Annotated in this window: 25 protein-coding genes; 16 read left to right on the top strand and 9 right to left on the bottom strand. The window is 38.9% G+C overall.

Going from position 1 to position 26,314, the window contains the following annotated elements; all coding sequences use genetic code 11:
- Window positions 1-79: 79 nt before the first annotated feature.
- Window positions 80-1,936 (bottom strand): NAD(P)H-quinone oxidoreductase subunit F, encoded by a 1,857-nt coding sequence (locus tag ACOWPH_RS24585; RefSeq protein WP_015212740.1) that lies wholly within the window; start codon window positions 1,934-1,936, stop codon window positions 80-82.
- A 657-nt stretch (window positions 1,937-2,593) separates the two neighbouring features.
- Here ACOWPH_RS24585 and ACOWPH_RS24580 point away from each other — a divergent pair.
- The 11 genes from ACOWPH_RS24580 (at window position 2,594) to ACOWPH_RS24530 (ending at window position 14,165) form a co-directional block, all read left to right on the top strand.
- Window positions 2,594-2,902, top strand: coding sequence for a carbon dioxide-concentrating mechanism protein CcmK (locus ACOWPH_RS24580; protein ID WP_015212739.1), 309 nt, complete (start codon window positions 2,594-2,596; stop codon window positions 2,900-2,902).
- A gap of 88 nt (window positions 2,903-2,990) precedes the next feature.
- The gene (locus tag ACOWPH_RS24575; RefSeq protein ID WP_015212738.1) at window positions 2,991-3,335 is read left to right on the top strand and encodes a carbon dioxide-concentrating mechanism protein CcmK; all 345 of its coding nucleotides are present in this window, start codon (window positions 2,991-2,993) and stop codon (window positions 3,333-3,335) included.
- Window positions 3,336-3,341: 6 nt separating this feature from the next.
- Window positions 3,342-3,641, top strand: a complete 300-nt coding sequence (locus ACOWPH_RS24570; RefSeq protein ID WP_015212737.1) for a EutN/CcmL family microcompartment protein — start codon at window positions 3,342-3,344, stop codon at window positions 3,639-3,641.
- Between the two features lie 124 nt (window positions 3,642-3,765).
- The gene (locus ACOWPH_RS24565) at window positions 3,766-5,430 is read left to right on the top strand and encodes a ribulose bisphosphate carboxylase small subunit (RefSeq protein WP_015212736.1); all 1,665 of its coding nucleotides are present in this window, start codon (window positions 3,766-3,768) and stop codon (window positions 5,428-5,430) included.
- A gap of 97 nt (window positions 5,431-5,527) precedes the next feature.
- Window positions 5,528-6,292: a hexapeptide repeat-containing transferase gene (locus ACOWPH_RS24560; protein WP_015212735.1), complete on the top strand. Its 765-nt coding sequence runs from the start codon at window positions 5,528-5,530 to the stop codon at window positions 6,290-6,292.
- 52 nt (window positions 6,293-6,344) lie between these two features.
- Window positions 6,345-7,139 (top strand): BMC domain-containing protein, encoded by a 795-nt coding sequence (locus tag ACOWPH_RS24555; RefSeq protein WP_015212734.1) that lies wholly within the window; start codon window positions 6,345-6,347, stop codon window positions 7,137-7,139.
- Between the two features lie 246 nt (window positions 7,140-7,385).
- Window positions 7,386-8,327, top strand: coding sequence for a LysR family transcriptional regulator (locus tag ACOWPH_RS24550; RefSeq protein WP_015212733.1), 942 nt, complete (start codon window positions 7,386-7,388; stop codon window positions 8,325-8,327).
- A 187-nt stretch (window positions 8,328-8,514) separates the two neighbouring features.
- Window positions 8,515-10,143 carry a mucoidy inhibitor MuiA family protein gene (locus ACOWPH_RS24545; RefSeq protein WP_015212732.1) on the top strand — a complete coding sequence of 543 codons (1,629 nt, stop codon included), beginning with the start codon at window positions 8,515-8,517 and terminating at the stop codon, window positions 10,141-10,143.
- A 124-nt stretch (window positions 10,144-10,267) separates the two neighbouring features.
- A complete protein-coding gene (locus tag ACOWPH_RS24540; protein ID WP_015212731.1) occupies window positions 10,268-11,491 on the top strand; it encodes an AAA family ATPase in 1,224 nt (407 codons plus the stop codon).
- 5 nt (window positions 11,492-11,496) lie between these two features.
- Window positions 11,497-12,570, top strand: coding sequence for a hypothetical protein (locus ACOWPH_RS24535; protein WP_015212730.1), 1,074 nt, complete (start codon window positions 11,497-11,499; stop codon window positions 12,568-12,570).
- Window positions 12,567-14,165 carry a DUF262 domain-containing protein gene (locus ACOWPH_RS24530; protein WP_015212729.1) on the top strand — a complete coding sequence of 533 codons (1,599 nt, stop codon included), beginning with the start codon at window positions 12,567-12,569 and terminating at the stop codon, window positions 14,163-14,165. The genes ACOWPH_RS24535 and ACOWPH_RS24530 overlap by 4 nt, the downstream gene beginning before the upstream one ends.
- A gap of 38 nt (window positions 14,166-14,203) precedes the next feature.
- Here ACOWPH_RS24530 and ACOWPH_RS24525 read toward each other — a convergent pair whose 3' ends face one another.
- The 3 genes from ACOWPH_RS24525 to ACOWPH_RS24515 form a co-directional block, all read right to left on the bottom strand.
- Complete coding sequence (locus ACOWPH_RS24525; protein WP_015212728.1) at window positions 14,204-14,467, bottom strand: DUF29 domain-containing protein; 264 nt, start codon at window positions 14,465-14,467, stop codon at window positions 14,204-14,206.
- A gap of 95 nt (window positions 14,468-14,562) precedes the next feature.
- Entirely contained in the window at window positions 14,563-14,943 is a 381-nt protein-coding gene (locus tag ACOWPH_RS24520) for a PIN domain-containing protein (protein ID WP_015212727.1), read from the bottom strand.
- Entirely contained in the window at window positions 14,940-15,200 is a 261-nt protein-coding gene (locus ACOWPH_RS24515; RefSeq protein WP_015212726.1) for an AbrB/MazE/SpoVT family DNA-binding domain-containing protein, read from the bottom strand. The genes ACOWPH_RS24520 and ACOWPH_RS24515 overlap by 4 nt, the downstream gene beginning before the upstream one ends.
- A gap of 408 nt (window positions 15,201-15,608) precedes the next feature.
- Here ACOWPH_RS24515 and ACOWPH_RS24510 point away from each other — a divergent pair, with 408 nt between their 5' ends.
- On the top strand, window positions 15,609-16,319 hold the full coding sequence (locus ACOWPH_RS24510; protein WP_015212725.1) for a Uma2 family endonuclease: 711 nt from the start codon (window positions 15,609-15,611) through the stop codon (window positions 16,317-16,319).
- Here the strand turns inward: ACOWPH_RS24510 and ACOWPH_RS24505 are convergent.
- Window positions 16,316-16,516: a hypothetical protein gene (locus ACOWPH_RS24505; protein ID WP_015212724.1), complete on the bottom strand. Its 201-nt coding sequence runs from the start codon at window positions 16,514-16,516 to the stop codon at window positions 16,316-16,318. The genes ACOWPH_RS24510 and ACOWPH_RS24505 overlap by 4 nt on opposite strands.
- A 117-nt stretch (window positions 16,517-16,633) precedes the next feature.
- On the opposite strand from ACOWPH_RS24505, the gene mnmE reads away from it, so the two are divergent.
- A complete protein-coding gene (gene mnmE / locus ACOWPH_RS24500) occupies window positions 16,634-18,028 on the top strand; it encodes a tRNA uridine-5-carboxymethylaminomethyl(34) synthesis GTPase MnmE (RefSeq protein ID WP_015212723.1) in 1,395 nt (464 codons plus the stop codon).
- Between the two features lie 146 nt (window positions 18,029-18,174).
- On the opposite strand, the gene ACOWPH_RS24495 is transcribed toward mnmE, so the two are convergent.
- The gene (locus ACOWPH_RS24495; RefSeq protein ID WP_015212722.1) at window positions 18,175-19,368 is read right to left on the bottom strand and encodes a DUF4336 domain-containing protein; all 1,194 of its coding nucleotides are present in this window, start codon (window positions 19,366-19,368) and stop codon (window positions 18,175-18,177) included.
- A 178-nt stretch (window positions 19,369-19,546) separates the two neighbouring features.
- Here ACOWPH_RS24495 and ACOWPH_RS24490 point away from each other — a divergent pair, with 178 nt between their 5' ends.
- Window positions 19,547-20,293, top strand: a complete 747-nt coding sequence (locus ACOWPH_RS24490) for a DUF561 domain-containing protein (RefSeq protein WP_015212721.1) — start codon at window positions 19,547-19,549, stop codon at window positions 20,291-20,293.
- 163 nt (window positions 20,294-20,456) lie between these two features.
- On the opposite strand, the gene ACOWPH_RS24485 is transcribed toward ACOWPH_RS24490, so the two are convergent.
- Complete coding sequence (locus ACOWPH_RS24485) at window positions 20,457-21,605, bottom strand: DegT/DnrJ/EryC1/StrS family aminotransferase (protein WP_015212720.1); 1,149 nt, start codon at window positions 21,603-21,605, stop codon at window positions 20,457-20,459.
- 223 nt (window positions 21,606-21,828) lie between these two features.
- On the opposite strand from ACOWPH_RS24485, the gene ACOWPH_RS24480 reads away from it, so the two are divergent.
- Window positions 21,829-22,605 carry an ABC transporter permease gene (locus tag ACOWPH_RS24480; RefSeq protein ID WP_015212719.1) on the top strand — a complete coding sequence of 259 codons (777 nt, stop codon included), beginning with the start codon at window positions 21,829-21,831 and terminating at the stop codon, window positions 22,603-22,605.
- Between the two features lie 397 nt (window positions 22,606-23,002).
- Here ACOWPH_RS24480 and ACOWPH_RS24475 read toward each other — a convergent pair whose 3' ends face one another.
- Window positions 23,003-23,293, bottom strand: a complete 291-nt coding sequence (locus ACOWPH_RS24475) for a nucleotidyltransferase family protein (RefSeq protein WP_015212718.1) — start codon at window positions 23,291-23,293, stop codon at window positions 23,003-23,005.
- Between the two features lie 174 nt (window positions 23,294-23,467).
- Window positions 23,468-23,830, bottom strand: coding sequence for a hypothetical protein (locus ACOWPH_RS24470; RefSeq protein WP_015212717.1), 363 nt, complete (start codon window positions 23,828-23,830; stop codon window positions 23,468-23,470).
- 351 nt (window positions 23,831-24,181) lie between these two features.
- On the opposite strand from ACOWPH_RS24470, the gene uvrB reads away from it, so the two are divergent.
- Window positions 24,182-26,179: an excinuclease ABC subunit UvrB gene (gene uvrB / locus ACOWPH_RS24465; RefSeq protein WP_015212716.1), complete on the top strand. Its 1,998-nt coding sequence runs from the start codon at window positions 24,182-24,184 to the stop codon at window positions 26,177-26,179.
- Window positions 26,180-26,314 lie beyond the last annotated feature (135 nt).

Genomic DNA, 26,314 nt, shown 5'->3' with positions numbered 1-26,314 from the left:
GGGGAGGGTTGGGGAGGTGGGGAGAATAACCTTCTACCTATTCCCTGTCACCTGTAACCTGTAACCTGTCACCTTCTTCCTAAAAAGGTAATTTATCAAGTAAGCCTAATGACCAACTAATAAAGAAACCAAGGACGCTAATCACTACGAGAATAGTCAGCATATAGGCTTGAGATTGACCAGAAATGCTGTACTTTAAACTTTGACCACTAAAAATGGCAGCAAAACCGACTAAGTTTACGAAACCATCGACTAAATAGCGATCGCTCCAAGAGGAAATCTTTGATAACATAGCTACGGCACTGACAATGGTGAGACGATAAACTCTGTCAATGTAAAAATCGTAACCTAGTAAATCTTGAATAAATCTCCATGCCAGAATTCTGGATCTTGACCAAGCTTTATGTAGATACATTGTTGCACCAATACCCACCCCCAGTACAGTAGAAGTTAGCAAAGCCAATACCACATACCAATCAATACTTTCCCATCCTGGCAACAAGTACCATTGCTGTAGCATGAGGGGTAATAGTAGGGTCAATATCGTTAAAGTCACCATTGGGAAGGCCATCTGCCAAGCAACTTCGGGGGCGCGGCGGGTCTTCTGTTGCGGTTCTCCCCAAAAGATTAAGCGGAAAACTCTGGTCAAATTCAATGCTGTCAAGCCATTGACTAATAATAAAACCACAATTACCCAAGGGTTAACTTTCACCAAGCCATCAGCCCAAGCCAGCATTGCCCAAAAGCTACCCAGTGGTAATAATGTCACCATCCCAGCTGAACCAACGACAAAGGCTGTAGTAGTGGCTGGCATCCGTGACCATAAACCACCCATTTCTGTTAAATCTTGAGTTTGGGTAGTGTAGATGATGGAACCGGAACTCATGAATAATAATGCTTTAGCGATCGCATGAGTCAACAGCAACATCAAAGCTACACCCCCTTGCTGTAAACCCACAGCCAAAAATACCAAACCCATGTAGGCACTCGTGGAATGAGATAACGCCCGTTTAATATCAATTTGCGCGATTGACACCAAGGTTGCACCTAATGCCGTCACTGTACCCATCACAACTAAAGCATTTAGTGCCACTGGTGAGAGTGCTAATAATGGCTGAATTTTGTACAATACATAAGCACCACCTGCTACTACCAGGGAATTCCGCATCACCGAAGCTGGGTTAGGGCCTTCCATTGCTTCATCTAACCACAGGTGTAGGGGAAACTGAGCGCATTTACCAGCAGGCCCAGCAATCAAGGACACACCTATTAAGGTTGATGTTAATGGACTCAAATGAGCCGTTTGCGCCCACTCATACAAGTCAGAAAAGTTTAAACTACCAGCTTGGGTGGAAAGGGTAACTACACCCATCAGTAACAATAAATCTCCCACCCGTTTGGTTAAAAACGCATCCCGCGCTGCCGTTACTACCAATGGTTGAGCATACCAAAAACCAACTAGCAAGTAGGTGGAAAGGGTGAGAACTTCCAACAAGGCATAGCTGAGAAACAGAGAATCACTGATCGCCAAACCACTCAAGGCCGCCTCAAAAAATCCCAGTAGCCCAAAAAAACGTGCTATCGACCAGTCCTTTTCCATGTAACCCAAGGCATAAATTTGAGCTAACAGACTCAATCCTGTGATTAAAACTATTGCACCAATACTGACCGGCGATAGTTCTAAAGCAAATGTTAAGTTAAAATCCGCAGCTTGGAACCAAGTGATTACTAAAGTTTCTGGATCTCTATCCCAGATATTTTGAAATACCAACAGGCTATGGACAAAAGCCACCAAAGTCGTCAACAAGTTCAAGTAGGCCGCAGGTCTTGGCCCTGTTCGTTGAATTATTCCTATGCTCCAAGGCAAGGTTAAAACTGCCCCTAGTAAGCTATAAAAAGGTACAAACCAACTTGTAAAAAATAGAAACTCATTCATTTAAATTTTCCTTGACGACTCAGCTTTTAGTTTCTTAGACACCCTAAAAACAATTCTTCGCTTAAACAACGTTAATTTTGAAAAAATCAAGTTTTTTTTAACTATTTTTCAAATAAACTTTAAGCAGCATTTTTACTTTAATGTGCGCTATTTAATGGCAGTTAAATATCAGTTTACAGATTTAACAGCATTTACTTACCTTTACTAATCATCCGGGTAGAAATATAAATTTCTACTTGGTGCCAAGAATTTTATAGTTTATATTTAAAAAAGTTATATATTTTTCATTTAATACCTGTGCAAATAGCAAAAATTGAGGAAAGACCGAGACGGTAGAATATACAGCCTCTGCTCAATCCTGACCAGATATGGTTAGCCCTGGTTATGAATGTGATTTTCTAAATGTAATAAAGAAATTATAAAGCATAAGCGGCCGCTCTAGGAAACCGTGAAATTTGATTAAATTTAGGAGTGCATTAAGTTTTGTTAAGTTTTTTAAAACTTTTTTATTACAAACTATTATAGTAATTTATGTTGCCAGGGATGCCAAGGTTTTATATGCTTAATTTTAGAAGTATTTTCTTCCCTCAAGATAAGCATCCCCGTCAAAAATTTCAACCCATAGTACTAATTGATTAAATTTTTAGGAGTTCTGCGATGCCAATTGCAGTTGGAATGATTGAGACTAAAGGCTTTCCAGCAGTAGTAGAAGCTGCTGATGCGATGGTGAAAGCAGCCCGTGTAACTTTGGTAGGATATGAGAAAATCGGTAGTGCGCGTGTTACCGTAATAGTCCGGGGTGATGTATCTGAAGTACAAGCTTCAGTAGCGGCTGGAGTTGACGCAGCCAGAAGAGTAAATGGCGGAGAAGTGTTGTCTACTCACATCATTGCTCGTCCTCATGAAAACCTGGAATACGTCTTACCAATTCGTTACACAGAAGCAGTAGAACAGTTCCGCACTTAAAAAGTGTTTAAACAAAGCGATTAACGGTGTTGCTTGCTTGAGTAGAAATTTTTGCCTGTCTGAAAACTTGATTTAAGGATTTACAATAATGTCAATTGCAGTGGGAATGGTTGAAACGCTGGGCTTTCCAGCAGTAGTAGAAGCTGCTGACGCGATGGTGAAAGCTGCTCGCGTTACCTTAGTAGGCTATGAAAAAATCGGTAGTGGTCGGGTGACAGTCATCGTTCGTGGTGACGTTTCCGAAGTCCAAGCTTCAGTAGCCGCTGGAGTTGAAAATGTAAAGCGAGTCAACGGTGGACAAGTGCTGTCTACTCACATCATTGCTCGTCCTCACGAAAACTTGGAATACGTTCTACCAATTCGTTATACAGAAGATGTAGAACAGTTCCGGGAAGGTGTAAACGCAATTCGTCCTTTCGGCAGAAGACCATAATTTAGAATGCAAATTGCCAAAGTTCGTGGCACAGTAGTTAGCACGCAAAAAGATCCAAGTCTTAGAGGTGTCAAACTACTGCTGTTGCAATTAGTAGATGAAGACGGAAAACTCCTGCCAGAATATGAGGTAGCAGCCGATAATGTCGGAGCAGGAGTGGAAGAGTGGGTGCTGTTTAGTCGTAATGGTGCCGCTCGTCAAGTTCTTGGCAATGAACAACGTCCGTTAGATGCAGCAGTAGTGGCGATAATAGATACTATATACGTTGAAGATCGCCTCCTTTACAGCAAAAAAGACCAAATATAGATAGTCAGAAAGCAGGGAACAGGGAACAGGGACAGGAAGAGAGAATAAATTATTTTTTGCCTTTTGCCTTTTGCCTTCTTCTACTGACCACTGACAAAAAGCTTATTTCAGGAGGAATCTCGCGATGGCAGTCCGCAGCACGGCGGCCCCCCCAACCCCGTGGTCTAGGAGTTTAGCTGAACCCGATATCCACAAAACCGCATTTGTACACTCTTCTTCTCTTATTATTGGGGATGTACACCTGGGTCAAAATGTGATTATTGCTCCAGGAACTTCGATTAGAGCAGATGAAGGCACACCTTTTTTTATTGGTGAAAATACTAATATTCAAGATGGTGTAGTAATTCATGGGTTGGAGCAAGGCCGAGTAATTGGTGATGATGACCAAAAATACTCGGTATGGATTGGTAAGAATGCTTCAATTACCCACATGGCGCTCATTCATGGGCCAGCATACATTGGTGACAGTTGCTTTATTGGCTTTCGCTCCACGGTATTTAATGCCAGGGTAGGGGCTGGTTGCATCGTCATGATGCACGCTTTAATCCAAGATGTAGAAATTCCCCCAGGTAAATACGTAGCTTCTGGCTCGATAATTACTACGCAGCAGCAAGCTGACCGCTTGCCAGACGTACAAGCTCAGGATGAGGAATTTGCTCACCATGTTGTGGGGATTAACCAGGCTTTGCGGACTGGTTATCGCTGTGCAGAGGATCTTAAGTGTATTACCCCGATTCGGGATGAGCTTAATCTGTCTGGGGCTAAATCTTATACAAGAAGTATTGTTGTTGAAGAGTTGGAAAGGAGTAGTGAAGTGGCAAGCAAATTGGGTGCAGAAACAGTAGAACACGTGCGTTATTTACTGAATCAAGGTTATAAAATTGGCACGGAACATGTAGATCAAAGACGTTTTCGCACAGGTTCTTGGCAAAGCTGCCAGCCGATTGAAACGAGGTCTTTAGGAGAAGCGATCGCAGCATTAGAATCTTGTCTATTAGACCACAGTGGCGAGTATGTGCGTTTGTTCGGCATTGACAACGGTAGAAAACGGGTGTTAGAAACCATCATTCAACGTCCCGATGGTGTAGTTGCAGGTACATCTAGCATTAAAACTCCTGCGACTACATCTTACAAGAGCTACAACGGCAATGGCAACGGCAATGGTAACGGTGCTGTGGCTATTGGTGGACTCAGTGCTGAAACTGTTAACCAAATTCGCCAACTCTTGGCTAATGGTTACAAAATTGGTACAGAACACGTAAACGAGCGTCGTTTCCGTACAGGTACTTGGGAAAGTTGTAACCCCATTGAAGCAACCTCAGCTAATGATGTAGTTGCCGCTTTGGAAGAATGCATGGTTAACCACCAAGGCGAATATGTGCGTTTGATTGGCATTGACAGCAAAGCCAAACGTCGGGTACTGGAAACAATTATCCAACGTCCTAACGGTCAAGAAGTATCTTCAGGGAGTGCTAAAACAGCAGTAGCTGCCAATTATGGTGGTCGAACTGCAACTGCAACCAGCACTCGCTTGAGTACAGAAGTAATAGACCAGCTGAGACAGTTGTTAACCGGTGGGTTTAAGATTAGCGTTGAACACGTAGACCAAAGACGTTTCCGAACAGGTACTTGGGCAAGCTGCGGTCAGATTCAGGCTACATCTGAACGAGATGCGATCGCTGCCTTAGAAGCTATCATTTCTGAATATGCAGGTGAATATATACGCTTGATTGGTATTGATTCCGCAGCCAAACGCCGCGTGTTGGAAGCAATTATCCAACGTCCATAATTAATTGAGTAATGGGTAATGGGTAATATATTCTTACCAATTACCACTTACCAATTAGCAATATCATCGAGTTTGATCTTCCAAGGGAATAAATTCCATGTCTGTGCCGTTGCTTCGCCTCAGCGACAATTTTGATACGTGTATCAGTGGCGAGGTGAATATTCATAAGAGCGCGGTACTTGCTCCAGGAGTAATACTCCAAGCAGCTACCAACAGTAAAATTATTATTGGTCCTGGGGTCTGTATTGGCATGGGGTCAATTCTCCAGGTTAACGAAGGTATTCTAGAAGTAGAAGCAGGAGTGAATCTGGGAGCCGGTTTTTTGATGGTTGGTCAAGGCAAAATCGGGGCTAATGCTTGTATTGGTGCAGCAACGACAGTATTCAACTGTTCCGTCGCAGCAGGACAAGTGGTTGCACCTGGATCGCTTTTGGGAGACACCAGTCGCCAAGTTGAAGAAACCCAACAAATTGAACCATCCACTCATAATTCCACTGCCACAAAAGTTGGAGAGGAAAAGCAAGAAGAAAAAGTAATTTCTTCAACTCATTTTTCAGCCTCAGCCTTTGTGGAGTTTCAACACCAGTCGAATACTGTTTCTCAGCCTTCTCCGACTCCCAAAAGCCAATCTCCCCCAGTAGAGGAACAGGCTCAAGTTGCTGAATCTCACCAAGAAGAACCTAATACCCCAGAATCTGCCGAAATTAGTAATCCAGAAGCAGCACCAGGCCAAGCTGAAACTGAAGCTAATAATACTTTTGGCACTCAAATTTACGGACAAGGTAGCATCAACAGGCTATTGATCACATTGTTTCCCCATAGACAATCCTTGAACGACCAACACTCTGACAATTCCTTGTAGTAAGTGTTAATTGTTAAGTGGAGAGTTTTGTGAGTATCCTGGAGAATTTACGATGGAAACATCTAATCAACGGTCTCTTACCACTATCCAGCCATCACGTCGCCGTCATCGAGACAACTTCAAGGATACTGCCTTGGGTTTAGTATCTACTCTTAGCTTTCCAGCAATAGTTGGAACAGCTGATATGATGTTGAAATCGGCCGGAGTTCACTTGGTTGGATATGAAAAAATCGGTAGTGGTCACTGCACAGCAATTATCCGGGGTGGTATTGCTGATGTTCGTTTGGCTGTAGAAGCTGGTGTCCAAACTGCTGAACAATTTGGTCAGTTGGTTTCTAGTCTGGTGATTCCCAGACCTTATCCCAACCTTGATATTGTGCTGCCAATTACTAACCGCATCAGCAAATTGATGGAGGAAGGCAGTTATAGCCGATTGAGTAATCAAGCAATTGGTTTGGTGGAAACGCGGGGTTTTCCGGCAATGGTAGGCGCTTGTGATGCCATGCTCAAATCTGCTGATGTTCATTTGGCAGCTTATGAAAAAATTGGTGCGGGTTTGTGTACAGCTATTATTCGTGGTTCTGTGGCTAATGTGGCCGTAGCCGTAGAAGCGGGAATGTTTGAGGCTGAACGCATTGGGGAATTAAACGCGGTGATGGTAATTCCTCGTCCTTTGGATGAAATGGAGCTAACCTTACCGATCGCAAGTTGTTGGATAGAAGAACGCGAACCGTTAAATATTCCCTTGAATATTAGGGATAAAATTGTAGATGCAGAAGCTGTGGAGTTGCCAGATTTAGCCAGATTGCCTGTCAAAATTAAGGAAGAACTATGGAACGATGAATGATGAATTCTAAATAATAAATTATTCAATATTCAGCATTCATCTTGAGTTGGAAGGCATTTTGTCATTTGCTTGTTTTCTGATGATAACTTCTTCACTCCATAAGTCCAATACCGCACTTCTGATAGCGAACATAGACTTTTGTCTATACTTAGACTCACAACTTGGTATGTGTGCCATTACATAATTGGCTAGTGTTAAGCAATACTGAAATATATGTCTACGAATTGCTATTAGAGGAGAATCACCTTGAACCAAGCGACGCTGCACCAGTTGAAGGTGTTCGAGGCCGCTGCACGGCACGGTAGCTTTACTCGTGCTGCTGAAGAGTTATTTCTTACCCAACCTACCGTATCAATGCAGATCAAGCAGCTGACAAAATCGGTAGGGTTGCCATTATTTGAGCAGGTGGGAAAACGGTTATTTTTGACGGAAGCGGGACGGGAGTTATTTGCCACTTGTCGCCAGATTTTTGAGACTATCAGCCAATTTGAAATGACGGTGGCAGATTTAAAAGGACTGAAACAAGGTCAATTAAGATTGGCTGTGATCACTACGGCTAAATATATTATTCCCCGTTTGTTGGGGCCTTTTTGTCAACTTTATCCGGGAATTGATATATCGCTCCAAGTCACGAATCATGAACGGATTTTGGAACGTATGATTGGTAATTTGGATGATTTGTATATTATGAGCCAAGTTCCAGATCATCTGGATATCAATTTCGAGCCTTTTTTAGAAAATCCTTTGGTAGTTTTTGCACCTTTTAATCATCCTTTGGCAAAGGAAAAAAATATTCCCATAGAACGGCTAGGAGAAGAACCTTTTATTATGCGTGAACCAGGTTCGGGTACACGTCGCGCTGTGCAGAGTCTCTTTGACGAACATGGGATCAAGGTGAAGGTGAAATTGGAATTGGGAAGTAATGAAGCGATTAAACAAGCAATAGCTGGAGGTTTGGGAATTTCGGTTTTATCTCGTCATACTTTATTGACAGATGCTCATGAATTCAGCATTTTGGATGTGCAGAATTTTCCTATTAAACGCACTTGGTATATCGTTTACCCAGCAGGTAAGCAGTTATCTATTGTTGCGCGTACTTATTATGAGTATCTGCTAGAGGCCGCAAAGAAGATTGTAGAGCAAAACCTTATCCCTCTAAGTATTACGGCTGATAAACTTTCAGAATAAAGTTTACATCCAAAATTTCCTGTCTGCTTGACGATGTAACCTCAAACCATTGACAATTAGCTAACAGAAACATTAAATCCAGTGAACAGTTATCTAGGATCACGGAGGGGAATTTAGCTCCAAACGATGAAACTGATAACTGATAACTGTTAAATTGATAACTGTTAAACATGAGGCAAAACTGGTAGTGGTGAACCCGGAAATATCATCTTGGCGCAAGACAGTACAAAGCCAAATTGTTGCTGTGACAGTCTATGGCGACAAAGCTTTAGTTACAAGACGAGGTGTTATATCGCTTACAGGACAAGAACGGGAGTTATTAATTACACCATTGCCTGTAACTCTGGAAACTGAGTCTGTGCGGATAAGCGGTGCTGGTACGGTAGGAGTGCGGTTAGTGGGAGTGAGTTGCGAGCGCATTTACACTACTGAACCAGTGGCTGAAAGAGTGGCACAGTTGACAAGACAAATTCAACAACTAGAAGCAGAAAAACGCCATTTACAAGCTCAAATAGATGCCTTGGCATTACAATCTCATTTTATTGCTGGTTTGGGGGAGAAGACGGAAGAACCCTTTGCTCAGAGCCTGTCGCGCAAAAATCTGAGTTTGAGTGAAACATTGGATTTTCTCAACTTTATTGGTAGTCAGTATAGCGAATATGCGATCGCATCTGGGGAATGTAAAACCCAACAGCAAGAAATAGAAAAGCAATTACAATCACTCCGCACTGCATTACAAAAAATTCAAACACCCCACCCCAAAGAAAGCTTAAGCGTAGTTGTGGGAATAGAAGTTGGGGGAGAAGGTGAATTTGAGTTAGAGATGTCTTATCTGGTAAATCGTGCTAACTGGAAACCCCTTTATGACTTGCGGGTAGATAGTTTAAGCAAGACACTACATCTCAGCTATTTGGCAGAAGTTACCCAAAGTACAGGGGAAGATTGGCTAGATGTAGCTCTTACCCTTTCAACTGCTAAACCGGGATTAGGTACACTACCACCTAAGTTGAAACCTTGGTATATCGACACTCCACGTATACGCACAGATGATACTCTGACTATGCAGCGTTCCATGTCTCCTCCTCCTGCTATGGCAATACTTTTACCTACTCCAAGTAGTATGTCAAAACCAGTAAAAGAAGAAGATGAAGAAAATTTTATTGACGCAGAAATAGTTGTTACTGAAGTATCTAAACAAGGAAGTGTAGTTACTTTTAAACTAAATAGTGGTGGTAATATTCCTAGTGATGGCGCACCTCATAAAATAACGATTTGGCAAGGTGATTACCCTTGTAATTTTAATTATGTAGGAATGCCACGTTTAGTTAGTTTTGCTTATTTGCAAGCTACTATAAAAAATAGTCCTGATGGTGCAACTTTATTACCAGGAAAAGCAAATATTTTTCGTGATACTATTTTTGTCAGTGCAACTCAATTAGAAAATATTGCTCCAGGACAAGAATTTAAAATAAATTTAGGTATAGATGAAGGTTTAAAAGTTGAGCGTGATTTAGTTGAACGTCAGGTAGATAAGAAACTGATGAGCAGCCAACGCAGAGTTACCTATGCTTATCGAGTTGTAATTACTAACTTGTTAAATCAAGAAGCAAATTTGAAATTAACTGAACAATTACCAGTTAGTCGTAATGAGCAAATCAAGGTGCGTCTTAGCCGTTCTCAGCCACAAATTCAATTAGGTGAAATGGGAATTTTGGAATGGGATATTGTGCTTGCACCACAGGAACAACAAGAAGTATATTATCAATTCACTGTTGAGCATCCACCGGAGTTAACGGTGTTGGGTTTGGATATTTAGTATTTAGAAGATAATACTACCCGCACTTAATTTACAAATGTAGTCTAAACACAGGGAGCATATCATATAAAAATAGTATGATTACTTCCTATACTTCGTTAAATTTGAAAGTTTAATAAAAATCATGAAAGTAAAATCTATTTCATTTGAAAATTACAAAGCATTTTACGAAAAACAGACAATGCAACTAAAACCAATTACTATTTTGATTGGTAAAAACAGTTCTGGTAAAAGTTCTATCGCTAAACTATTTACTTTGCTTGAAAACTCGCTCAAGGGAGATAATGATGAACCTTTGTTATTAAAAAATAATGGAGTGGAATTAGGTGCAGATTTTGATCATCTATTTCCTGAGAATAACCCTGGTGGTATTACTTTGAATTTTCAGATTATTTTTGAGAATAATATACAACTAGCAGTTGGTTTATTGAAAAAAGTAGATGGCTATGGTTTAGATATTTTTCAATGGAAATATAAAGATCAGAAACAGGAATTTGATCTAGAAGATCTAGAACCTTTTGGTGGGGGATACCTTAACGATATCAACCAGAAATTTTACGAGTGCGAATTTAAAGGATTTATACCTAATAAATTTGTAAAAGAAGGTACAAATGAAAATTTATCTGAAAACTTTATAATACCAAAAATTGATGTAGATTATATTGGACCATTTAGAATTTTACCCCAGAGATGCTTTTCTTTACATGGACAGATAAAATTTAGAGATACAGGTATTACAGGTGAAAATGCTTATTTAATGCTTGGAGTCAGTAAATTAGAGAAAAAAGATAAATTGTATGAAAAAGTAGGACAGTGGTATAAGGAACATTTTGACGGTTGGGAATTAATAGTAGATAATACAAGTAAAAAACCTCTTATTCAAATTTTACTTTTAAAAAATGATACTGAAGTAAATATTATGGATGTTGGACAAGGAATGAATCAAGCCTTGCCTTTAGTGGTTCGTGCTAATGTTACCAATAGACCTGATTCAATAATTGTTTTAGAACAACCAGAACTACATTTACATCCTGCTGCACATGGTGATTTAGCTGAGTTATTTGCAAAGTCAGCTAAGGAAAATAATCAGACTTTTATCATTGAAACTCACTCTGAAAATATAATCTTACGTCTTCGTAAGCTGATAGTTGAGAATGATTTTGGCTTTACAAAAGATGATTTAGTAATTTACTGGATAGAAGATGCTGAGTTAAAAGGAAAAGAACTGCGTGAAATCACAGTTGATGAAGAAGGTGTTTTAAGTGATTGGCCTGAAGGTGTTTTTAATGAAAATGTTAAAGAAATAATTTTTATGAGAAAAGCATTAAATAAGAAAAGGAAGCATTGATACCAATGATAGTAAAATTCAATCCAGATTTATTTACTTCTGAAGATGCAAATATTCAATCTAAAACTTCAAGAATAATTTTGGAGATTTTGGAGGATAAATTCCTGTGGGATATAGATAATTTAGATGAATTGTTTTTGTCAGAAGATGAAAATAATTTTTTCAAAATTCCATTTAGTGAGAAATGGATCTCTCCTGGAGACAAGGAAGAATTACTTAATAAAATAAAAGAGATTTATAGTATCTCGACTTATATAACTCCTGCACATCATCATTATCTAACAACTATCAAAATTGGGATAAAAAATGATGAAATTCATCCTAGTGAGGCTTACAGAATTATAAATGAGCGTTCATTGATTATTCTTGAAAACTATCCCAATGATTGGAAGTTTATAAGAGGTATTATTGATAAATATGAACATTTTGGAAAAAGAAAAAGCATATATCAGCTTATAAAAAAGGCATTAGACAATCATTATTTAATTTATGATCATGCTGGGGGTAGTGGAATACAAAAGCAAATTCAAGGATGGGTGGAAGGTATTTACCAAAATATGTACCAGTATAAATTAATGGCAATCTTTGATAGTGATAGAAAACATCCAAATGATTTTAAAAATGACTATAAAAATTTAATAGAATACATAAAAAATAGGAGTATTAATTCTCCTCCAAGTAAAAATGACATAATATATGAAAATACAGATATAATTGTATGGCATATGCTTTCCAAGAGGGCTATTGAAAACTATGTACCGTTAAGCGTAATTAAAAAAAGTATAACTAATTTAAACAATGAGCAAATATCTAATTTGGATCGGTTAGATAATACTCCCGAAATAATGGATTTTATTGTATATTATAAGCCAACACCTCTGGCTAATGACTACTATATTAGTATAGGAAAAGACAAGGTAAAAGATCAATTTCCCGAAATGTTCCTTACTCCTTTCCTAGTGAGTGAATTAGAAAACAGGTGTAATCATCACCAAGTTTCAATTGAATTACCTAATGGAACAACCGAGAAAGTTTCTGAAATCGAACAAATATTACTTAAAATTGCAAAAATAGTATGAGCGATAAAATAAGTGTTAAACCCGATACTATATATCTTGAAGACCTATTAAATGATATAGCTAATGGAGCATATAAAATACCTATATTTCAAAGAGAATTTGTTTGGAAATCCTCTCAAATACTTGAATTATTTGATAGTATTTTAAAAGGTTATCCAATAGGTAGTTTACTATTTTGGAATACTAAAGGCTATAAAACCAAAGACAAAATAGGTCCATACACTATAAAAAAAGAAAATAGTGATACTAGATATGTTTTAGATGGATTTCAACGAATATCTACGTTATTTGGAGTATTGATTAATCCTAAAGAATTTCCTGAAACAAATAAGAATGAATTGAGAGATTTTTTAATTTACTTTGATATTAGGGAAAATAATTTTAGCTATATAAGAAATAAAAAGGATAAGAACGTATTTTCAATTCCACTTTATGAAATTTATGATAATCGTGAATTATTTAATTTTCTTCGTGAATTAGATAAAGAAGATATTACAGAAATTGAAAAAAATGAATACATTGATAATGCAAGAAATTTGCATAATATTTTACATAAATATAGGCTGCCTTATGTAGAAATAAAAGGAGGAGATATAAAAAGTGCTGTTGAAATTTTTTCTAGAGTGAACTCAACAGGAACAGAAATTTCAGAAGACTTTATGCTTTCAGCACTTAGCTATAATCAAGAAACAGGATTTTTGCTCAGTGATTCAATTACTGAATTCCTTAACAGTTTAAATGTTTATAATTTTGAAGATTTGAAAAGGGATACTATTTTAGACTGTATTTCTAACAATGTTCACAATATACCTGGAAAGATTTATTTTGATGTAAAAACAGAAGAATTATTAAAAAAGGATTTAGGCTTAGAATCGTTTACAAATAAGGCATATTCACATATTAGAAGAGCAGTGGAGTTTTTATATAAACATTTGTTTGTAATAGATAGTCGTTTACTACCTTATCCATCTCAATTAATTTTTATTTCTGAATATTTTAGATTAAACCCAGCACCGACAACTGAACAATACAAAGCCTTAGAAAATTGGTTTTGGGTAACAACATATTCAAACTATTTTACATTGTATTCTTTAAGCCAACAAAGAAGTGCTTATCAAGTATTTTATAAATTTGCAAAGGCAGAACATCCTAATGGAATTTATAAAGTGAATAGCGATATTCCTTTTAGTACAGCTAAGTATCCAGATAAATTAAATTTTACGGGCGTAAGACCAAAAGCATTACAATTATTTTATTTGAAATCAATAATCGAAAGTAGTCCAGTTCAAGATAGAGAAGGAATGAAAGAAATTTTTATTTTTGCTTCTTCAAAAAAAGATAGAACTCCAGGTAATATAATTCTTAGGCTATCATCTGAATTTGAGAGAGATCAAGATAAAAAACAGATTAAAAATTTTATTGAAGAATCTTCAATTGAAATTCTAGATAGGCATTTCATAACTTCAGAAATGGTAGATTTATACAAACAAGATAAAAAAGAAGAATTTATTTCAGAAAGAGACAACTATTTGAAATCAAAAGAGCGTAATTTTGTCGGGAATATGAATATTATATATACAGATAATAATGAATAAAATAATATTAAATTTCGTAGTGTGTTCGTAAGCATTTGCTAATAACGATTGTTTCTAATGGTGATTTGCCAGCTTTTAGAACGCTTATCTGGTTGATATTGCCATTTGAGCAGGTGCATAACAATTAATCTTAGATAGCTTCGCAAAGCTTTCTTTTCAATCCGTCTCAAAGTTTCAAGTTCCTCAATTAAATTGTCAATATCCAAAAATTGAAATTGATGTTTTTGTAATTTTTCTATCGTAGTTTCTAGCCACAGAGAATAATCTTGCTCGTATAAAGTTGATTGAGTTTGTATTTTCATGACTTTCTTATGCTTGACAGTATAGCTTTTTCTAGACTTTGAGCTTATTCTACGATCATAATTTCATCCCAAATAATGATTAACACAACACTCCCCTAACGAATAACACGCACATCTAAAGTCAGACCAAGGTTAGCCCAAATGCGATCAGTGGTCAAAACTGGAATCCCAAGCCTTAAACCCACACTCAGACAAGCTCTATCCCCAAGAGACAGCCCATATTGACGGGTTTGTTGCCAAAGTTGTCCCGTTAGCAACCCATCCTCTGGTGTAAATGGCTCTATTTTCATTCCCAAAGCATCAAGATCATCGCGCATTCCATCAACAAGTACACCAGCAGCGATCGCTTTTTGTACCACTTCAGCCCAATTCACACTAGAAATAACGGACTCTGCTAATACGGCTTCAACTGCTTCACCACCAGGTTCATCCTGCAAATAAGCCAGCAGAGCAGAAGCATCAAGAACCGCTTTCATGCAGTTTCCTCTCGGTTCGCTTCTTCCCTGCGTTCAGCTACCAACTCATCAGCAAGGCTCATACCCTTCGGTAATTGGGAAAAACGAGCTTTGAGTCTACGCTTAATAGTTTCCTGTTTTTCGAGAATCAGCCGGCCTTCTTCAAGATGTGCAATTAGGATATCACCAGGTTCAAAGCCAAGTGATTTCCTTAAAGATGCAGGAATCACTAATCGACCTTGGGAACTTAAATGTACTTCAACAAATATATTAGGCATACAACTTATTTTTGTGCCATATTTTTATTATATATGCCACAAAGTGTTAGTTGTGGTCATAAAAATCAGCTATTGCCACTAGAGATACTAAGAAATAGTATAAAATTTAGTAGTGCGATCGTAAATCTTCTCTAAGAGGTTGTTTGAAAACTTTTTCGTGTGGGATATGACACCCGCAGATTTCCCTAACCCCCCCCTTCGGCAAGCTCAGGGCATCGCGTAAAAAGGGGATATCGATTAATTCTGATACTTTTCAAACATCCTCTAAGAGTGTCGTCAACGAAGTTTTTTTGGTGGATTAATCTTGAGTATTTTCAGAATTTCTACACTCAATTAGCAGGAAAATTTTGAACAGATGTTTTATGTTTAATTTAAGTTAACTATTTTATTGCTGAAACAGTTATCGCCATGTCTATTATCCAAGATATTCCCGTCCCAGAAGATGTTATATTTCCTCCAGGAGATTTATATAGTGACGAACCGCCTTTGGAAACTGATTTACATCGACTACAAATGACGCTGCTCATTCAATGTCTTGAGTGGTTGTGGCAAAATAATAATGAGTTCTATGCGTCTGGCAATATTACGATTTATTACAGTCCTCGGCAACTGAAATCTGAATATTTCCGGGGTCCAGATTTTTTTGTCGTGTTGGAGACTGAACGTAAACCCCGTAAAAGTTGGGTTGTTTGGGAAGAAGATGGTAAGTATCCCAATGTAATTGTCGAACTGCTATCAGATTCTACAGCTAAAACAGACAAGGGTTTAAAAAAACAAATTTACCAAGATATTTTTAGAACACCGGAATATTTTTGGTTTGATCCTCACAATTTAGAGTTTGCTGGGTTTGTGCTTCTAGCTGGAAAGTATCAACCAATAGAACCTAATGATCAAGGTTGGTTGTGGAGTCAGCAGTTAGAGTTATTTTTGGGAGTTGATCAAAACAAATTACGCTTTTTCACTGTTGAAGGAGAATTAGTTCCCACACCTGAAGAAGTAGCAAAACAGGAATTTGCAAGGGCTGAACAGGAGAAACAACGGGCTGAACAGGAGAAACAATGCAGCGATCGCTTGGCGGCGAAGCTGCGAGAATTAGGTATTGATCCAAATGCTGTTTAAGGATCTTCTGGAAATACCCATTTTGGCGGTTCGGTCATTTTTTTCCGCAGTCGTTCTTCAGCCATTTCTAGCATTTGATCCAAAGAAGTCTCTTCAATAAACTTAGAAGTTGCTTCTCTAAACTCGATATTGGGACATTTATCGCCTAAAACGCAACCGTTAACGCAGGTTTCAGCGCAGTTAATTTTTTGCTCCACGGTGGACTCCTCTCTAAAGTACGGCTTTATTACCCTTTAGATAAATATTACTATTAAGTTCGTAGGGTTATCAGAGGTTATTCTTTCTGTCACCTGTCACCTGTCACCTAAACTCCCATGTCGGAATTATTAGCTAATACTGGAACGATCGCTGCTATAGCTACTGCTGTTGTCCCTCAACAAGGTAGTGTGGGGATTGTGCGGGTTTCTGGTGATCATGCAATAGCGATCGCACAAACTCTATTTTCTGCACCTGGAAGACAAGTTTGGTCAAGTCACCGCATTCTCTATGGTTACATTCGTCAACCCCAAACGAAGCAAGTTGTTGATGAAGCTTTATTGCTAATCATGAAAGCACCCCGTTCTTTCACCCGTGAAGATGTGGTGGAATTCCATTGTCACGGGGGAATTATGGCCGTACAACAAGTATTGCAACTATGTTTAGAAAATGGTGCGAGATTAGCGCAACCAGGAGAATTTACATTAAGAGCGTTTTTAAATGGAAGATTGGATTTAACCCAAGCAGAAAGTATTGCAGATTTAGTTGGTGCGAAATCTCCCCAAGCAGCACAAACGGCTTTAGCTGGGTTACAAGGTAAATTAGCTCATCCTATTCGTCAGTTACGCGCTCAATGTTTGGATATTTTGGCGGAAATTGAAGCGCGGATTGATTTTGAGGAAGATTTACCACCCTTAGATGAGCAAAGAATTATTGCTGAGATTGATCAAGTTACCGCAGAAATAACCAAGTTATTAGCAACAAAAGATAAAGGTGAATTATTGCGAACTGGGTTAAAAGTGGCGATTGTTGGTCGTCCCAATGTGGGAAAATCGAGTTTATTGAATGCGTGGAGTCAGAGTGATCGCGCTATTGTCACAGATTTACCGGGTACAACCCGCGATGTAGTTGAATCTCAGCTAGTTGTGGGGGGGATTCCTATCCAGGTTTTAGATACCGCAGGGATTCGGGAGACAGCAGATCAGGTGGAAAAAATAGGGGTAGAGCGATCGCGTCGTGCTGCGAATAATGCTGATTTAGTCTTATTTACCATTGATGCTTTCGCAGGTTGGACAGATGCAGATCAAGAGATTTATGAACAAGTAAAACACCGTCCAGTAATTTTGGTAATTAATAAAATAGATTTAATTTCAGTAGAACAAAAACAAACTCTTCAATCCAAAATCCAAAATCCAAAATCTAAAATTGTCACCGCAGCAGCGCAGAATCAAGGAATTGATGGTTTAGAAACTGCTATTTTAGAAATAGTCCAAGCAGGAAAAGTACAAGCTGCTGATATGGATTTAGCAATTAATCAAAGACAAGCCGCAGCTTTAACAAAAGCGAAAATTGATTTAGAACAAGTACAAAAAACAATTATCGAGCAGTTACCTTTAGATTTTTGGACAATTGATCTGAGAGGAGCGATTTATGCGTTGGGAGAAATTACCGGAGAAGAGGTGACGGAATCGGTTTTGGATAGGATCTTTAGCAGGTTCTGTATTGGGAAATAATTCAGTTTGAACAGTTATCATCTCTGTTTGGGGAGGAAATATGACAAGTTTATTATTCAGTAATTAGCCGATATGATATAACTGGTGATCAAATCTCAGTTTTAATCCTGTAAATCATTTAATCCTGGAAATCCTGATTCTGACAATTAAACCTTATCCTTTACTGGTGTGGCAATACCACGCTTCACTAAACTAGCTTCTAGTTCCTGAATAAATTGCAAATCTTTCACTAATAAAGGTTTATCATCTTTTAATAATGGTTTTTTTTCTAAAAAAGTAAAGGCTTGCCGAAATTGCAGCGGACTCGCTTTAATGGGTGAATCAAAATGGCAAGAAATAATTTGATTAAAATCCCAACTTGCAACGTGATCAGCCCAATCTAATACCTGTTTTGGTGCTTGGGGAAGAATGAGAACTTGTAAAATCGGTGCTACAAAAGGACGACCATTTCCACACAAGGCATCAAAAGACTGTTGCCAGTTATTTTGCCAGCGAAAGGGAAATAAACCAAAATATGCCTTTGGTGAATGGTCTGGTGCTTTTTTCGCATCATGCCACATTTCTCTTATTCCCATAATTTCTAACGCACTGGGACGAAAATAAATAGCAAATAAAGATATTCTTTGCCATCCTTGACGACGACTGACTTGATTATCTTTTATAACTTGTTGTGCATTTTCTCTAGCGTGAAATAATAAAGGATATGGTTCTAATTGTAAAATTTCTGGTGGTTCTTCGGAAACTGAAAGTATAGTATCTGTAAGCAAGAGAGTGCGCGATGGTTTGTGCAGTAATGCGACTTCCACAAAAGCGCCACGTCCTAAATTTATATCTAAAATTTTATATTCAAATTCATCACCAAAAGGATTTTGAGAAATATCCTCTGGTATGTCTAAAGTCCGTTTTTGGGGAAAACCAAGCCAACTTAATGGCAGATTTAACGGAAAACTCCATTGGTGAGGAGCAACATAAACTAAAGCTTGAGGAAATTTTCTGGCAAAGGGGCCAACAAAAATTTTATGCTCTAAACCAGAACCAGTAGGCAAAATGATATATTTAACTTCACCGTGCTTTGCTGCTAACTCCTGAACTAAACGGATACATTCTGGTGTGGGTGCAATAGGTGCATAAACTACAAGACCACCTGCTTGTAGCTTGATGACGGTCATCCGAATTGGGACTATGGTATACAGGATGCCTTGTAATTGATCAAATGTCCAAATAGTATCCTTGACTATTTCCCGGCGCATTGTTCGCCTTCTACCGTAGGGATATAGTGGTAAAACAGGCCAAAAAGGCCATGACCAATCTCGCTGATTTATGCTTCCTGGAGCGTTCATTGTTTTTTAACTCAAAGCTTCTTTCCCATTTCTAGCATTAACAGGATTTTTAGTTCTTTGGATAGATGTTTTTAGTGTTATTGTCTTGAATTCTGAAAGTCTCTTGCTCTAGCCTCTAGTTTCCAGAGTCTATATAGTGTAAAAATATTCCTACTTTGATAGCTGTAAAACAAGAATTATGACAATTCATCCTAACTTGCAACGTGCTTTTGCTAACCGCAGTGTCCTGAAGGTGATTAGCGGTTTGAATAACTTCAATGCTGAAAGTGTTGCTGCTACCATTAAAGCGGCTGAATTTGGTGGTGCGACTTTTGTAGATATTGCTGCTGATGTGGCTTTGGTGCAATTAACTAAAAGTTTAACAAGCTTACCTGTTTGTGTTTCCGCAGTTGAGCCGGAAAAATTTGTCCAAGCTGTAGCTGCTGGTGCTGATTTAATTGAAATCGGTAATTTTGATTCTTTTTACGCTCAAGGACGCAGATTTGAGGCTGAAGAAGTTTTAGCCCTAACTCGCCAAACCCGCGCTTTATTACCCGAAATTACTCTATCTGTAACCGTTCCTCACATCCTAGAATTAGACCAACAGGTACAACTAGCTGAGGAATTGGTAAAAGCTGGTGCTGATATCATCCAAACTGAAGGTGGTACTAGCAGCAAACCTGCTCACGGTGGTACTTTGGGATTGATTGAAAAGGCTGCTCCTACTTTGGCTGCGGCTTATGAAATTTCCCGCGTGGTTTCTGTGCCTGTATTGTGCGCTTCTGGCATTTCTAATGTTACTGCACCTTTAGCGATCGCATCTGGTGCTGCTGGTGTTGGTGTCGGTTCTGCTATCAACCAACTCAATAGCGAAATCGCCATGATTGCTGCTGTCCGTAGCTTAGTGGAAGCTTTGGCAACTGCTAATACTCGGACATTTGCATAAATTCCTATAGGAGTCAGGAGTCAGGAGTCAGGAGTCAGGAGTCAGGAGTCAGGAGTCAGGAGTCAGGAGTCAGGAGTCAGGAGTCAGGAGTCAGGAGAAATAATTAACTTTTCCGCTATTCCCTCTTAAACTGTCACCTGTCACCTGTTCCCTGTCACCTCTTCTAGCTTAAACAATCTTTCAAGGCATAAATTACTTTATCTTGCTGTTCCTGGGTTAGTTCTGGGAACATGGGTAAAGATATCACCTCGTGACAAGCTTGCTCTGATACTGGCAATTGTCCCGGTTGATAACCTAGATGTTCATAAACTGGTTGCAGATGTAAAGGACGGGGATAGTAAAGCATGGAACTCACTTCTTTTTCTTGTAATTGAGTCCGCACCCAATCCCGATATTTAGCACTTGCACCATTTCTGCCTTCACTAGAAACGCGAATGGTATATTGATTCCAAACTCCCACTCCTCCTAGTAATTCTTGGGGTGTGGTGATACCGGGAACTTGACTGAGGTATTGGTAGTAATAAGCGGCTATTTGTTGCCGTTGTTTGTTCCAAGTATCTAGATAGCGCAGTTTAATTTGCAGAATTACGGCTTGAATGGCATCTAAACGGCTATTGACACCTATTTCTTCGTGAATATATCTTTCTTTACTGCCATGTTCTCGCAATATTCTCAACTTGGCTGCGATCGCACTATCATTAGTTGTAATTGCACCACCATCACCGCAACCACCCAGATTCTTAGTTGGGTAAAAGCTAAAACAACCAACGTGTCCAATGCTGCCAACTTTTTGACTATCCCAAGTTGCACCTGTGGCTTGAGCGCAATCCTCAATTACTGCTAAATTGTGAAATTGAGCAACCTCCATCAAAGCTGTCATATCCACAGGTAGTCCAAACAAGTGAACTGGGATCATAGCCTTGGTCTTAGGTGTAATTGCCTCTGTTATTTGGGCTACATCCAAATTAAAGGTAGTGGCATCAATATCAACAAAAACAGGTGTTGCACCTACAGCACTGATCACTTCAGTAGTTGCAAAAAAGGTGAAAGGTGTGGTAATAACTTCATCACCTGCACCAACTCCTAAAGCGCGTAGTGCTAAATACAGCGCATCTGTACCAGAATTACAAGCTACACATTCACTTACACCATGATAAGCAGCAAATTGTTGCTCAAAGCCTGCAATTGCGGGGCCACCAATATAACGGCCTGAAGCAAGCACCTCTAGAACAGCACTACTTACTTCCGCTTCAATAGTCGCGTATTGCTGCTTTATATCAAATGCGGGAATGGAATTTACTCTTTGGATCATAATTTATTATTTTAATCGAGATACAAAAGATACACTTTTACGGGTGCTGTTTGCTAATGGAATTTTGAATTATTCGCGTGTAGGCTGTTTGATAGCAGAAGTCAGGAGTCAGAAATTAGGAATCAGGAGTAAAAACCTGTTTTAGACAGAGTTTCATGATCAATTGATGTCCTCGCCATCTTGTCGTTGCTACAAGTATAAAATCCCAGGAAATAGAGAAACCATGCCGGATTTGATTAAACTGGATATTGTAGATTTAGCATTAGCTGTAGCATTAATAGCGATCGCTCTTGGTTTATCTGCCTGGGAAAAATTAGGACTAGAGTTAAACTTAGCCTTAGCTACCGGTAGAACCATCCTCCAACTCATCGTATTAGGATACGTTTTAGACTTCATCTTTGCTGTAGACAATGTTTGGGCAGTTTTAGCGATTTTAACAATCATGCTGACAATTACGGCGATTGTCGCACGAAATCGCATCAGCCAAAAAGTTCCTCAAGTACTACCTTTAGTGTGGGGAGCAATTTTTGTAAGTACCGCCTTAACATTGCTTTATACCAACTTTTTAATTATCCAACCAGATAGATGGTACGAACCACGTTATCTAATTCCTTTAGCCTGTATATTGATTGGTAATGGCATGAATGCAGCAGCAGTAGCAGGAGAACGTCTTGTAAGTGCGATTAACCAATCTCCCGCAGAAATAGAGACTCACTTAAGTTTAGGTGCAACTCCCCAGCAAGCTATTAGCCCTTATCGTAAAGACGCAATTAGAGCCGCATTGCTCCCCACTTTAAATCAAATGATGCTCATTGGCATGGTGACAATCCCAGCTTTCACCAGTGGACAGTTACTAGCTGGAGTAAAACCTTTAGAAGCTGTATCCTATGAAATATTGATTATGTTTATGGTTGTTGTCGCCAATTTGTTGACGACAATTTTAGTCACCAAAGGTTTATGTCGTCAGTTTTTTAATAATGCTATGCAGTTAGTGCGGTAAAATGATGTTAGATTGATTACCTATAATTCTCAGGGCATATCATCCTAACCTTCACTTAAATTTTGTAAAATTGTTGTAACTTGTGACTTTAAATCAGCTAAATTTTGCTCGATAATTTGCCAAACTAAATTCAGATTGACCTTTAGATATATTCAAAACGGCTAGAAATTTGACTTTTTGATAATACAAAGAACAAGTTCAAAGCCTCTCCCCGTGAACAGAGGTTTGGAGAGGGGTTCCATATTTAGTTAAACTATGAATCGTTATAGCAATTCCCAAGCTCATGAAATACACCCCACCCGCGCTGTCGCGCACCCTCCCCTTACCAAGGGGAGGGTTGGGGAGGGGTAATTTTGTATCTAACTAGAGTGGGAAAGGCTATATAAACGCTCATTTTTCATAATGGGACAGCTTCACTTAATACTTTATCTTTAATTAAATCATGTAAATTCTGAGGTTCAGCAACATCAACTTTGCGTCCTAGCAATGCTGCCAAATCTTGAGTTAAAGCTATATAGTCAAATAAACTGCATTGAGGTTGCAGTTCCACTAAAAAATCTACATCACTATCTGGTGTTGCTTCACCTCTGGCAACTGAGCCAAAAATCCGCATATTATAAGCGTCATATTTAGCGGCAATTTTTAATATTTCTTCACGAAATGGTAGTAATAATTCTTCAATTCCCATAACCTAACTTATAGCAATTCTCTTGCTTGAGTATAACCTAGATTGCAAATTCGACATCTGTAGCATTAATGATGCCATGCAATTGGTGAAATCAAATTTTTCGCTTTATTTTCATAAAAAACCCAGTTTAGCAATAAAACTGGGCTAATAGAGATATGGGATTAATCTTAGTTCTTAGTCTAGAAATCCCATCAGAATTTCAGAATCGTCAACAATATTAGGTGCAATTGGACGATTACCAAACACAGAATAGTTTTCAGAAACTACTATTGAACTAGAACCAATTGGACGAATACCAGAGAGATTGATACTACTAACCATTTGGAACGTGTTTGCACCTATGGGACGAATTCCCATAGCGTTATAGGTTTCAACCACTTCCAAACTACTTGTGCCAATAGGACGCAATCCAGCGATTGATATTGTTTCTGCGACTTGTAAGCCACTGCTGCCAATGGGACGCTCTCCAGCAACGATGAGTGTCCCTTGAGAACCTTCTTCTGTATTCACATTATTACCCTGGGTATTTTCTTCCATTTTTATGTCTCCTTTGCAGCTGTGGCGCTTTGTAAACTAACACCTTTTACTTATTACGTGAATTTTACAATAATTAAGGAAAGATGTATTTTCTCCTATATATGTGAGTGTAACTCTAAAAAACCTCATATAAATATAAGTTTATTTAATCGTTGCAATACCTTGACCTTAAAGTTTCGTAGGTAGGGGATGTAAATGGGATGCGCTCCTCCACCAAGCCAATCAACTCGCGGAACGAGAAAATGTAGTCATCTTTGACATCCCCACCTTGCTTCTGTTGTTTTACCACTCAGACCCCACAGACAGAGGCTGTGTCGCTACTATGGAAGTGGGTATCTTCAACAAAACTGTATGACGGAATTTAGTCTTCAAGCTCCCTTTAGTCCCACAGGGGATCAACCGCGAGCGATCGCACAACTTGTCTCCAGTCTCCAAGCCGGTAATCGTTACCAAACTTTACTGGGTGCAACGGGAACCGGTAAGACTTTTTCTATCGCCGCAGTGATTGAGAAGGTGGGTAAACCTACCTTAGTCTTAGCGCACAACAAAACCCTGGCTGCTCAGTTGTGTAATGAGTTGCGGGAGTTCTTCCCTAACAACGCTGTTGAGTATTTTGTCAGCTATTACGATTATTATCAACCAGAAGCGTATATTCCGGTTACAGACACTTATATAGAAAAAACAGCAGCGATTAATGATGAGATAGATATGTTGCGACATTCAGCCACGCGATCGCTCTTTGAACGCAAAGATGTCATCGTTGTTGCTTCTATTAGCTGCATTTACGGCTTAGGAATGCCAGCTGAATACCTCAAAGCTGCCATTCCCCTCCACATTGGGATGGAAGTTAACCAAAGGCAAATTTTGCGCGATTTGACATCTGTGCAGTATAGCCGCAACGATTTAGAAATGGGTCGGGGAAAATTCCGCGTTCGTGGTGATGTCTTAGAAATTGGCCCTGCTTATGAAGACCGGATCATCCGCGTTGAATTTTTTGGCGATGAAATTGACGCAATTCGCTACATTGACCCTGTAACTGGGGAAATTTTGAGCAGTCTCCAAGCCGTTAACATTTACCCTGCTCGTCACTTTGTCACCCCAGAAGAACGTTTAGAAGTCGCTTGTGAAGATATTTCCGCAGAATTAAAACAGCAAAAATTAACATTAGAAGAATTAGGTAAATTAGTAGAAGCGCAACGCATCGACCAACGCACCCGCTACGATTTGGAAATGTTGCGAGAAGTGGGTTATTGCAACGGTGTAGAAAACTATTCTCGTCATTTAGCAGGTAGACAAGCTGGAGAACCACCAGAATGTTTAATTGATTATTTTCCTAAAGATTGGCTGTTAGTAATTGATGAATCTCACGTTACAGTTCCTCAAATTCGCGGGATGTATAACGGCGACCAAGCACGGAAAAAAGTTTTAATAGATCATGGTTTTCGGCTTCCCAGTGCTGCCGATAACCGTCCTTTAAAGGTTGATGAATTTTGGCAAAAAGCCAATCAATGTATTTTTGTTTCTGCAACCCCAGGACTTTGGGAATTAGAAATTTCTGAAGATAATATAGTTGAGCAAGTAATTCGCCCAACTGGAGTAGTAGATCCAGAAATATTTGTTCGTCCCACAGAAGGACAAATTGATGATTTGTTAGGAGAAATCAAAGATAGAGTTGACCGTAAGGAAAGAACTTTGATTACCACTTTAACAAAGCGGATGGCGGAAGATTTAACTGAATATTTGGAAGATAAAGGCATTAAAGTTAGATATTTACATTCGGAAATTAATTCAATCCAACGCATTGAGATTTTACAAGATTTACGTGAGGGAATTTTTGATGTGTTGGTGGGTGTAAATTTACTGCGGGAAGGTTTGGATTTACCCGAAGTTTCCTTAGTTGCAATTATGGATGCAGACAAAGAAGGTTTCTTACGTGCTGAACGTTCCTTGATTCAAACCATTGGCCGGGCTGCGCGTCATATTCACGGAAAAGCCATCATGTATGCTGATAACTTAACCAAGAGTATGATTAAAGCCATTGATGAAACCGATAGAAGACGGGGAATTCAAACGGCACATAATAAACTACACGGAATTACACCACAACCAATTATCAAAAAATCTGGTAATGCGATTTTGTCTTTTTTAGATGTATCAAGACGTTTAAATGCAACTGATTTAAAAGTCGTAGATGAACATATTAACGATCTACCATTAGAGCAGATTCCAGAATTGATTACCCTATTAGAAGCACAAATGAAAGAAGCATCGAAGAACATGGAATTTGAAGAAGCTGCAAAATTCCGCGATCGCATCAAGCATCTTCGAGATAAAATGTTAGGACGGTAAATCATTATCCGTCAGCTAAAAGCGTAAATACTCACATATTTTCAATAATGTTTAGCGTAACCTGAACAGATATAGGGAAAATCCGATAATTACAATCTTCTTCCTTCTTCTTTCTTACCTTCGCGTCCTTTGCGT

The organism is Anabaena sp. PCC 7938 (genome assembly GCF_049315035.1).
GTDB classification, from domain to species: domain Bacteria; phylum Cyanobacteriota; class Cyanobacteriia; order Cyanobacteriales; family Nostocaceae; genus Anabaena; species Anabaena cylindrica.
The sequence above is the reverse complement of the archived record's forward strand: the minus strand, read 5'-3'. Positions and strand labels throughout refer to the sequence as shown.

Bases quoted from the DNA above. Each gene is read 5' to 3' on its own strand.
- ACOWPH_RS24585 (WP_015212740.1), bottom strand. From the start codon at position 1,936: ATGAATGAGTTTCTATTTTTTACAAGTTGGTTTGTACCTTTTTATAGC.
- ACOWPH_RS24580 (WP_015212739.1), top strand. From the start codon at position 2,594: ATGCCAATTGCAGTTGGAATGATTGAGACTAAAGGCTTTCCAGCAGTA.
- ACOWPH_RS24575 (WP_015212738.1), top strand. From the start codon at position 2,991: ATGTCAATTGCAGTGGGAATGGTTGAAACGCTGGGCTTTCCAGCAGTA.
- ACOWPH_RS24570 (WP_015212737.1), top strand. From the start codon at position 3,342: ATGCAAATTGCCAAAGTTCGTGGCACAGTAGTTAGCACGCAAAAAGAT.
- ACOWPH_RS24565 (WP_015212736.1), top strand. From the start codon at position 3,766: ATGGCAGTCCGCAGCACGGCGGCCCCCCCAACCCCGTGGTCTAGGAGT.
- ACOWPH_RS24560 (WP_015212735.1), top strand. From the start codon at position 5,528: ATGTCTGTGCCGTTGCTTCGCCTCAGCGACAATTTTGATACGTGTATC.
- ACOWPH_RS24555 (WP_015212734.1), top strand. From the start codon at position 6,345: ATGGAAACATCTAATCAACGGTCTCTTACCACTATCCAGCCATCACGT.
- ACOWPH_RS24540 (WP_015212731.1), top strand. From the start codon at position 10,268: ATGAAAGTAAAATCTATTTCATTTGAAAATTACAAAGCATTTTACGAA.
- ACOWPH_RS24535 (WP_015212730.1), top strand. From the start codon at position 11,497: ATGATAGTAAAATTCAATCCAGATTTATTTACTTCTGAAGATGCAAAT.
- ACOWPH_RS24530 (WP_015212729.1), top strand. From the start codon at position 12,567: ATGAGCGATAAAATAAGTGTTAAACCCGATACTATATATCTTGAAGAC.
- ACOWPH_RS24525 (WP_015212728.1), bottom strand. From the start codon at position 14,467: ATGAAAATACAAACTCAATCAACTTTATACGAGCAAGATTATTCTCTG.
- ACOWPH_RS24520 (WP_015212727.1), bottom strand. From the start codon at position 14,943: ATGAAAGCGGTTCTTGATGCTTCTGCTCTGCTGGCTTATTTGCAGGAT.
- ACOWPH_RS24515 (WP_015212726.1), bottom strand. From the start codon at position 15,200: ATGCCTAATATATTTGTTGAAGTACATTTAAGTTCCCAAGGTCGATTA.
- ACOWPH_RS24510 (WP_015212725.1), top strand. From the start codon at position 15,609: ATGTCTATTATCCAAGATATTCCCGTCCCAGAAGATGTTATATTTCCT.
- mnmE (WP_015212723.1), top strand. From the start codon at position 16,634: ATGTCGGAATTATTAGCTAATACTGGAACGATCGCTGCTATAGCTACT.
- ACOWPH_RS24495 (WP_015212722.1), bottom strand. From the start codon at position 19,368: ATGAACGCTCCAGGAAGCATAAATCAGCGAGATTGGTCATGGCCTTTT.
- ACOWPH_RS24490 (WP_015212721.1), top strand. From the start codon at position 19,547: ATGACAATTCATCCTAACTTGCAACGTGCTTTTGCTAACCGCAGTGTC.
- ACOWPH_RS24485 (WP_015212720.1), bottom strand. From the start codon at position 21,605: ATGATCCAAAGAGTAAATTCCATTCCCGCATTTGATATAAAGCAGCAA.
- ACOWPH_RS24480 (WP_015212719.1), top strand. From the start codon at position 21,829: ATGCCGGATTTGATTAAACTGGATATTGTAGATTTAGCATTAGCTGTA.
- ACOWPH_RS24475 (WP_015212718.1), bottom strand. From the start codon at position 23,293: ATGGGAATTGAAGAATTATTACTACCATTTCGTGAAGAAATATTAAAA.
- ACOWPH_RS24470 (WP_015212717.1), bottom strand. From the start codon at position 23,830: ATGGAAGAAAATACCCAGGGTAATAATGTGAATACAGAAGAAGGTTCT.
- uvrB (WP_015212716.1), top strand. From the start codon at position 24,182: ATGACGGAATTTAGTCTTCAAGCTCCCTTTAGTCCCACAGGGGATCAA.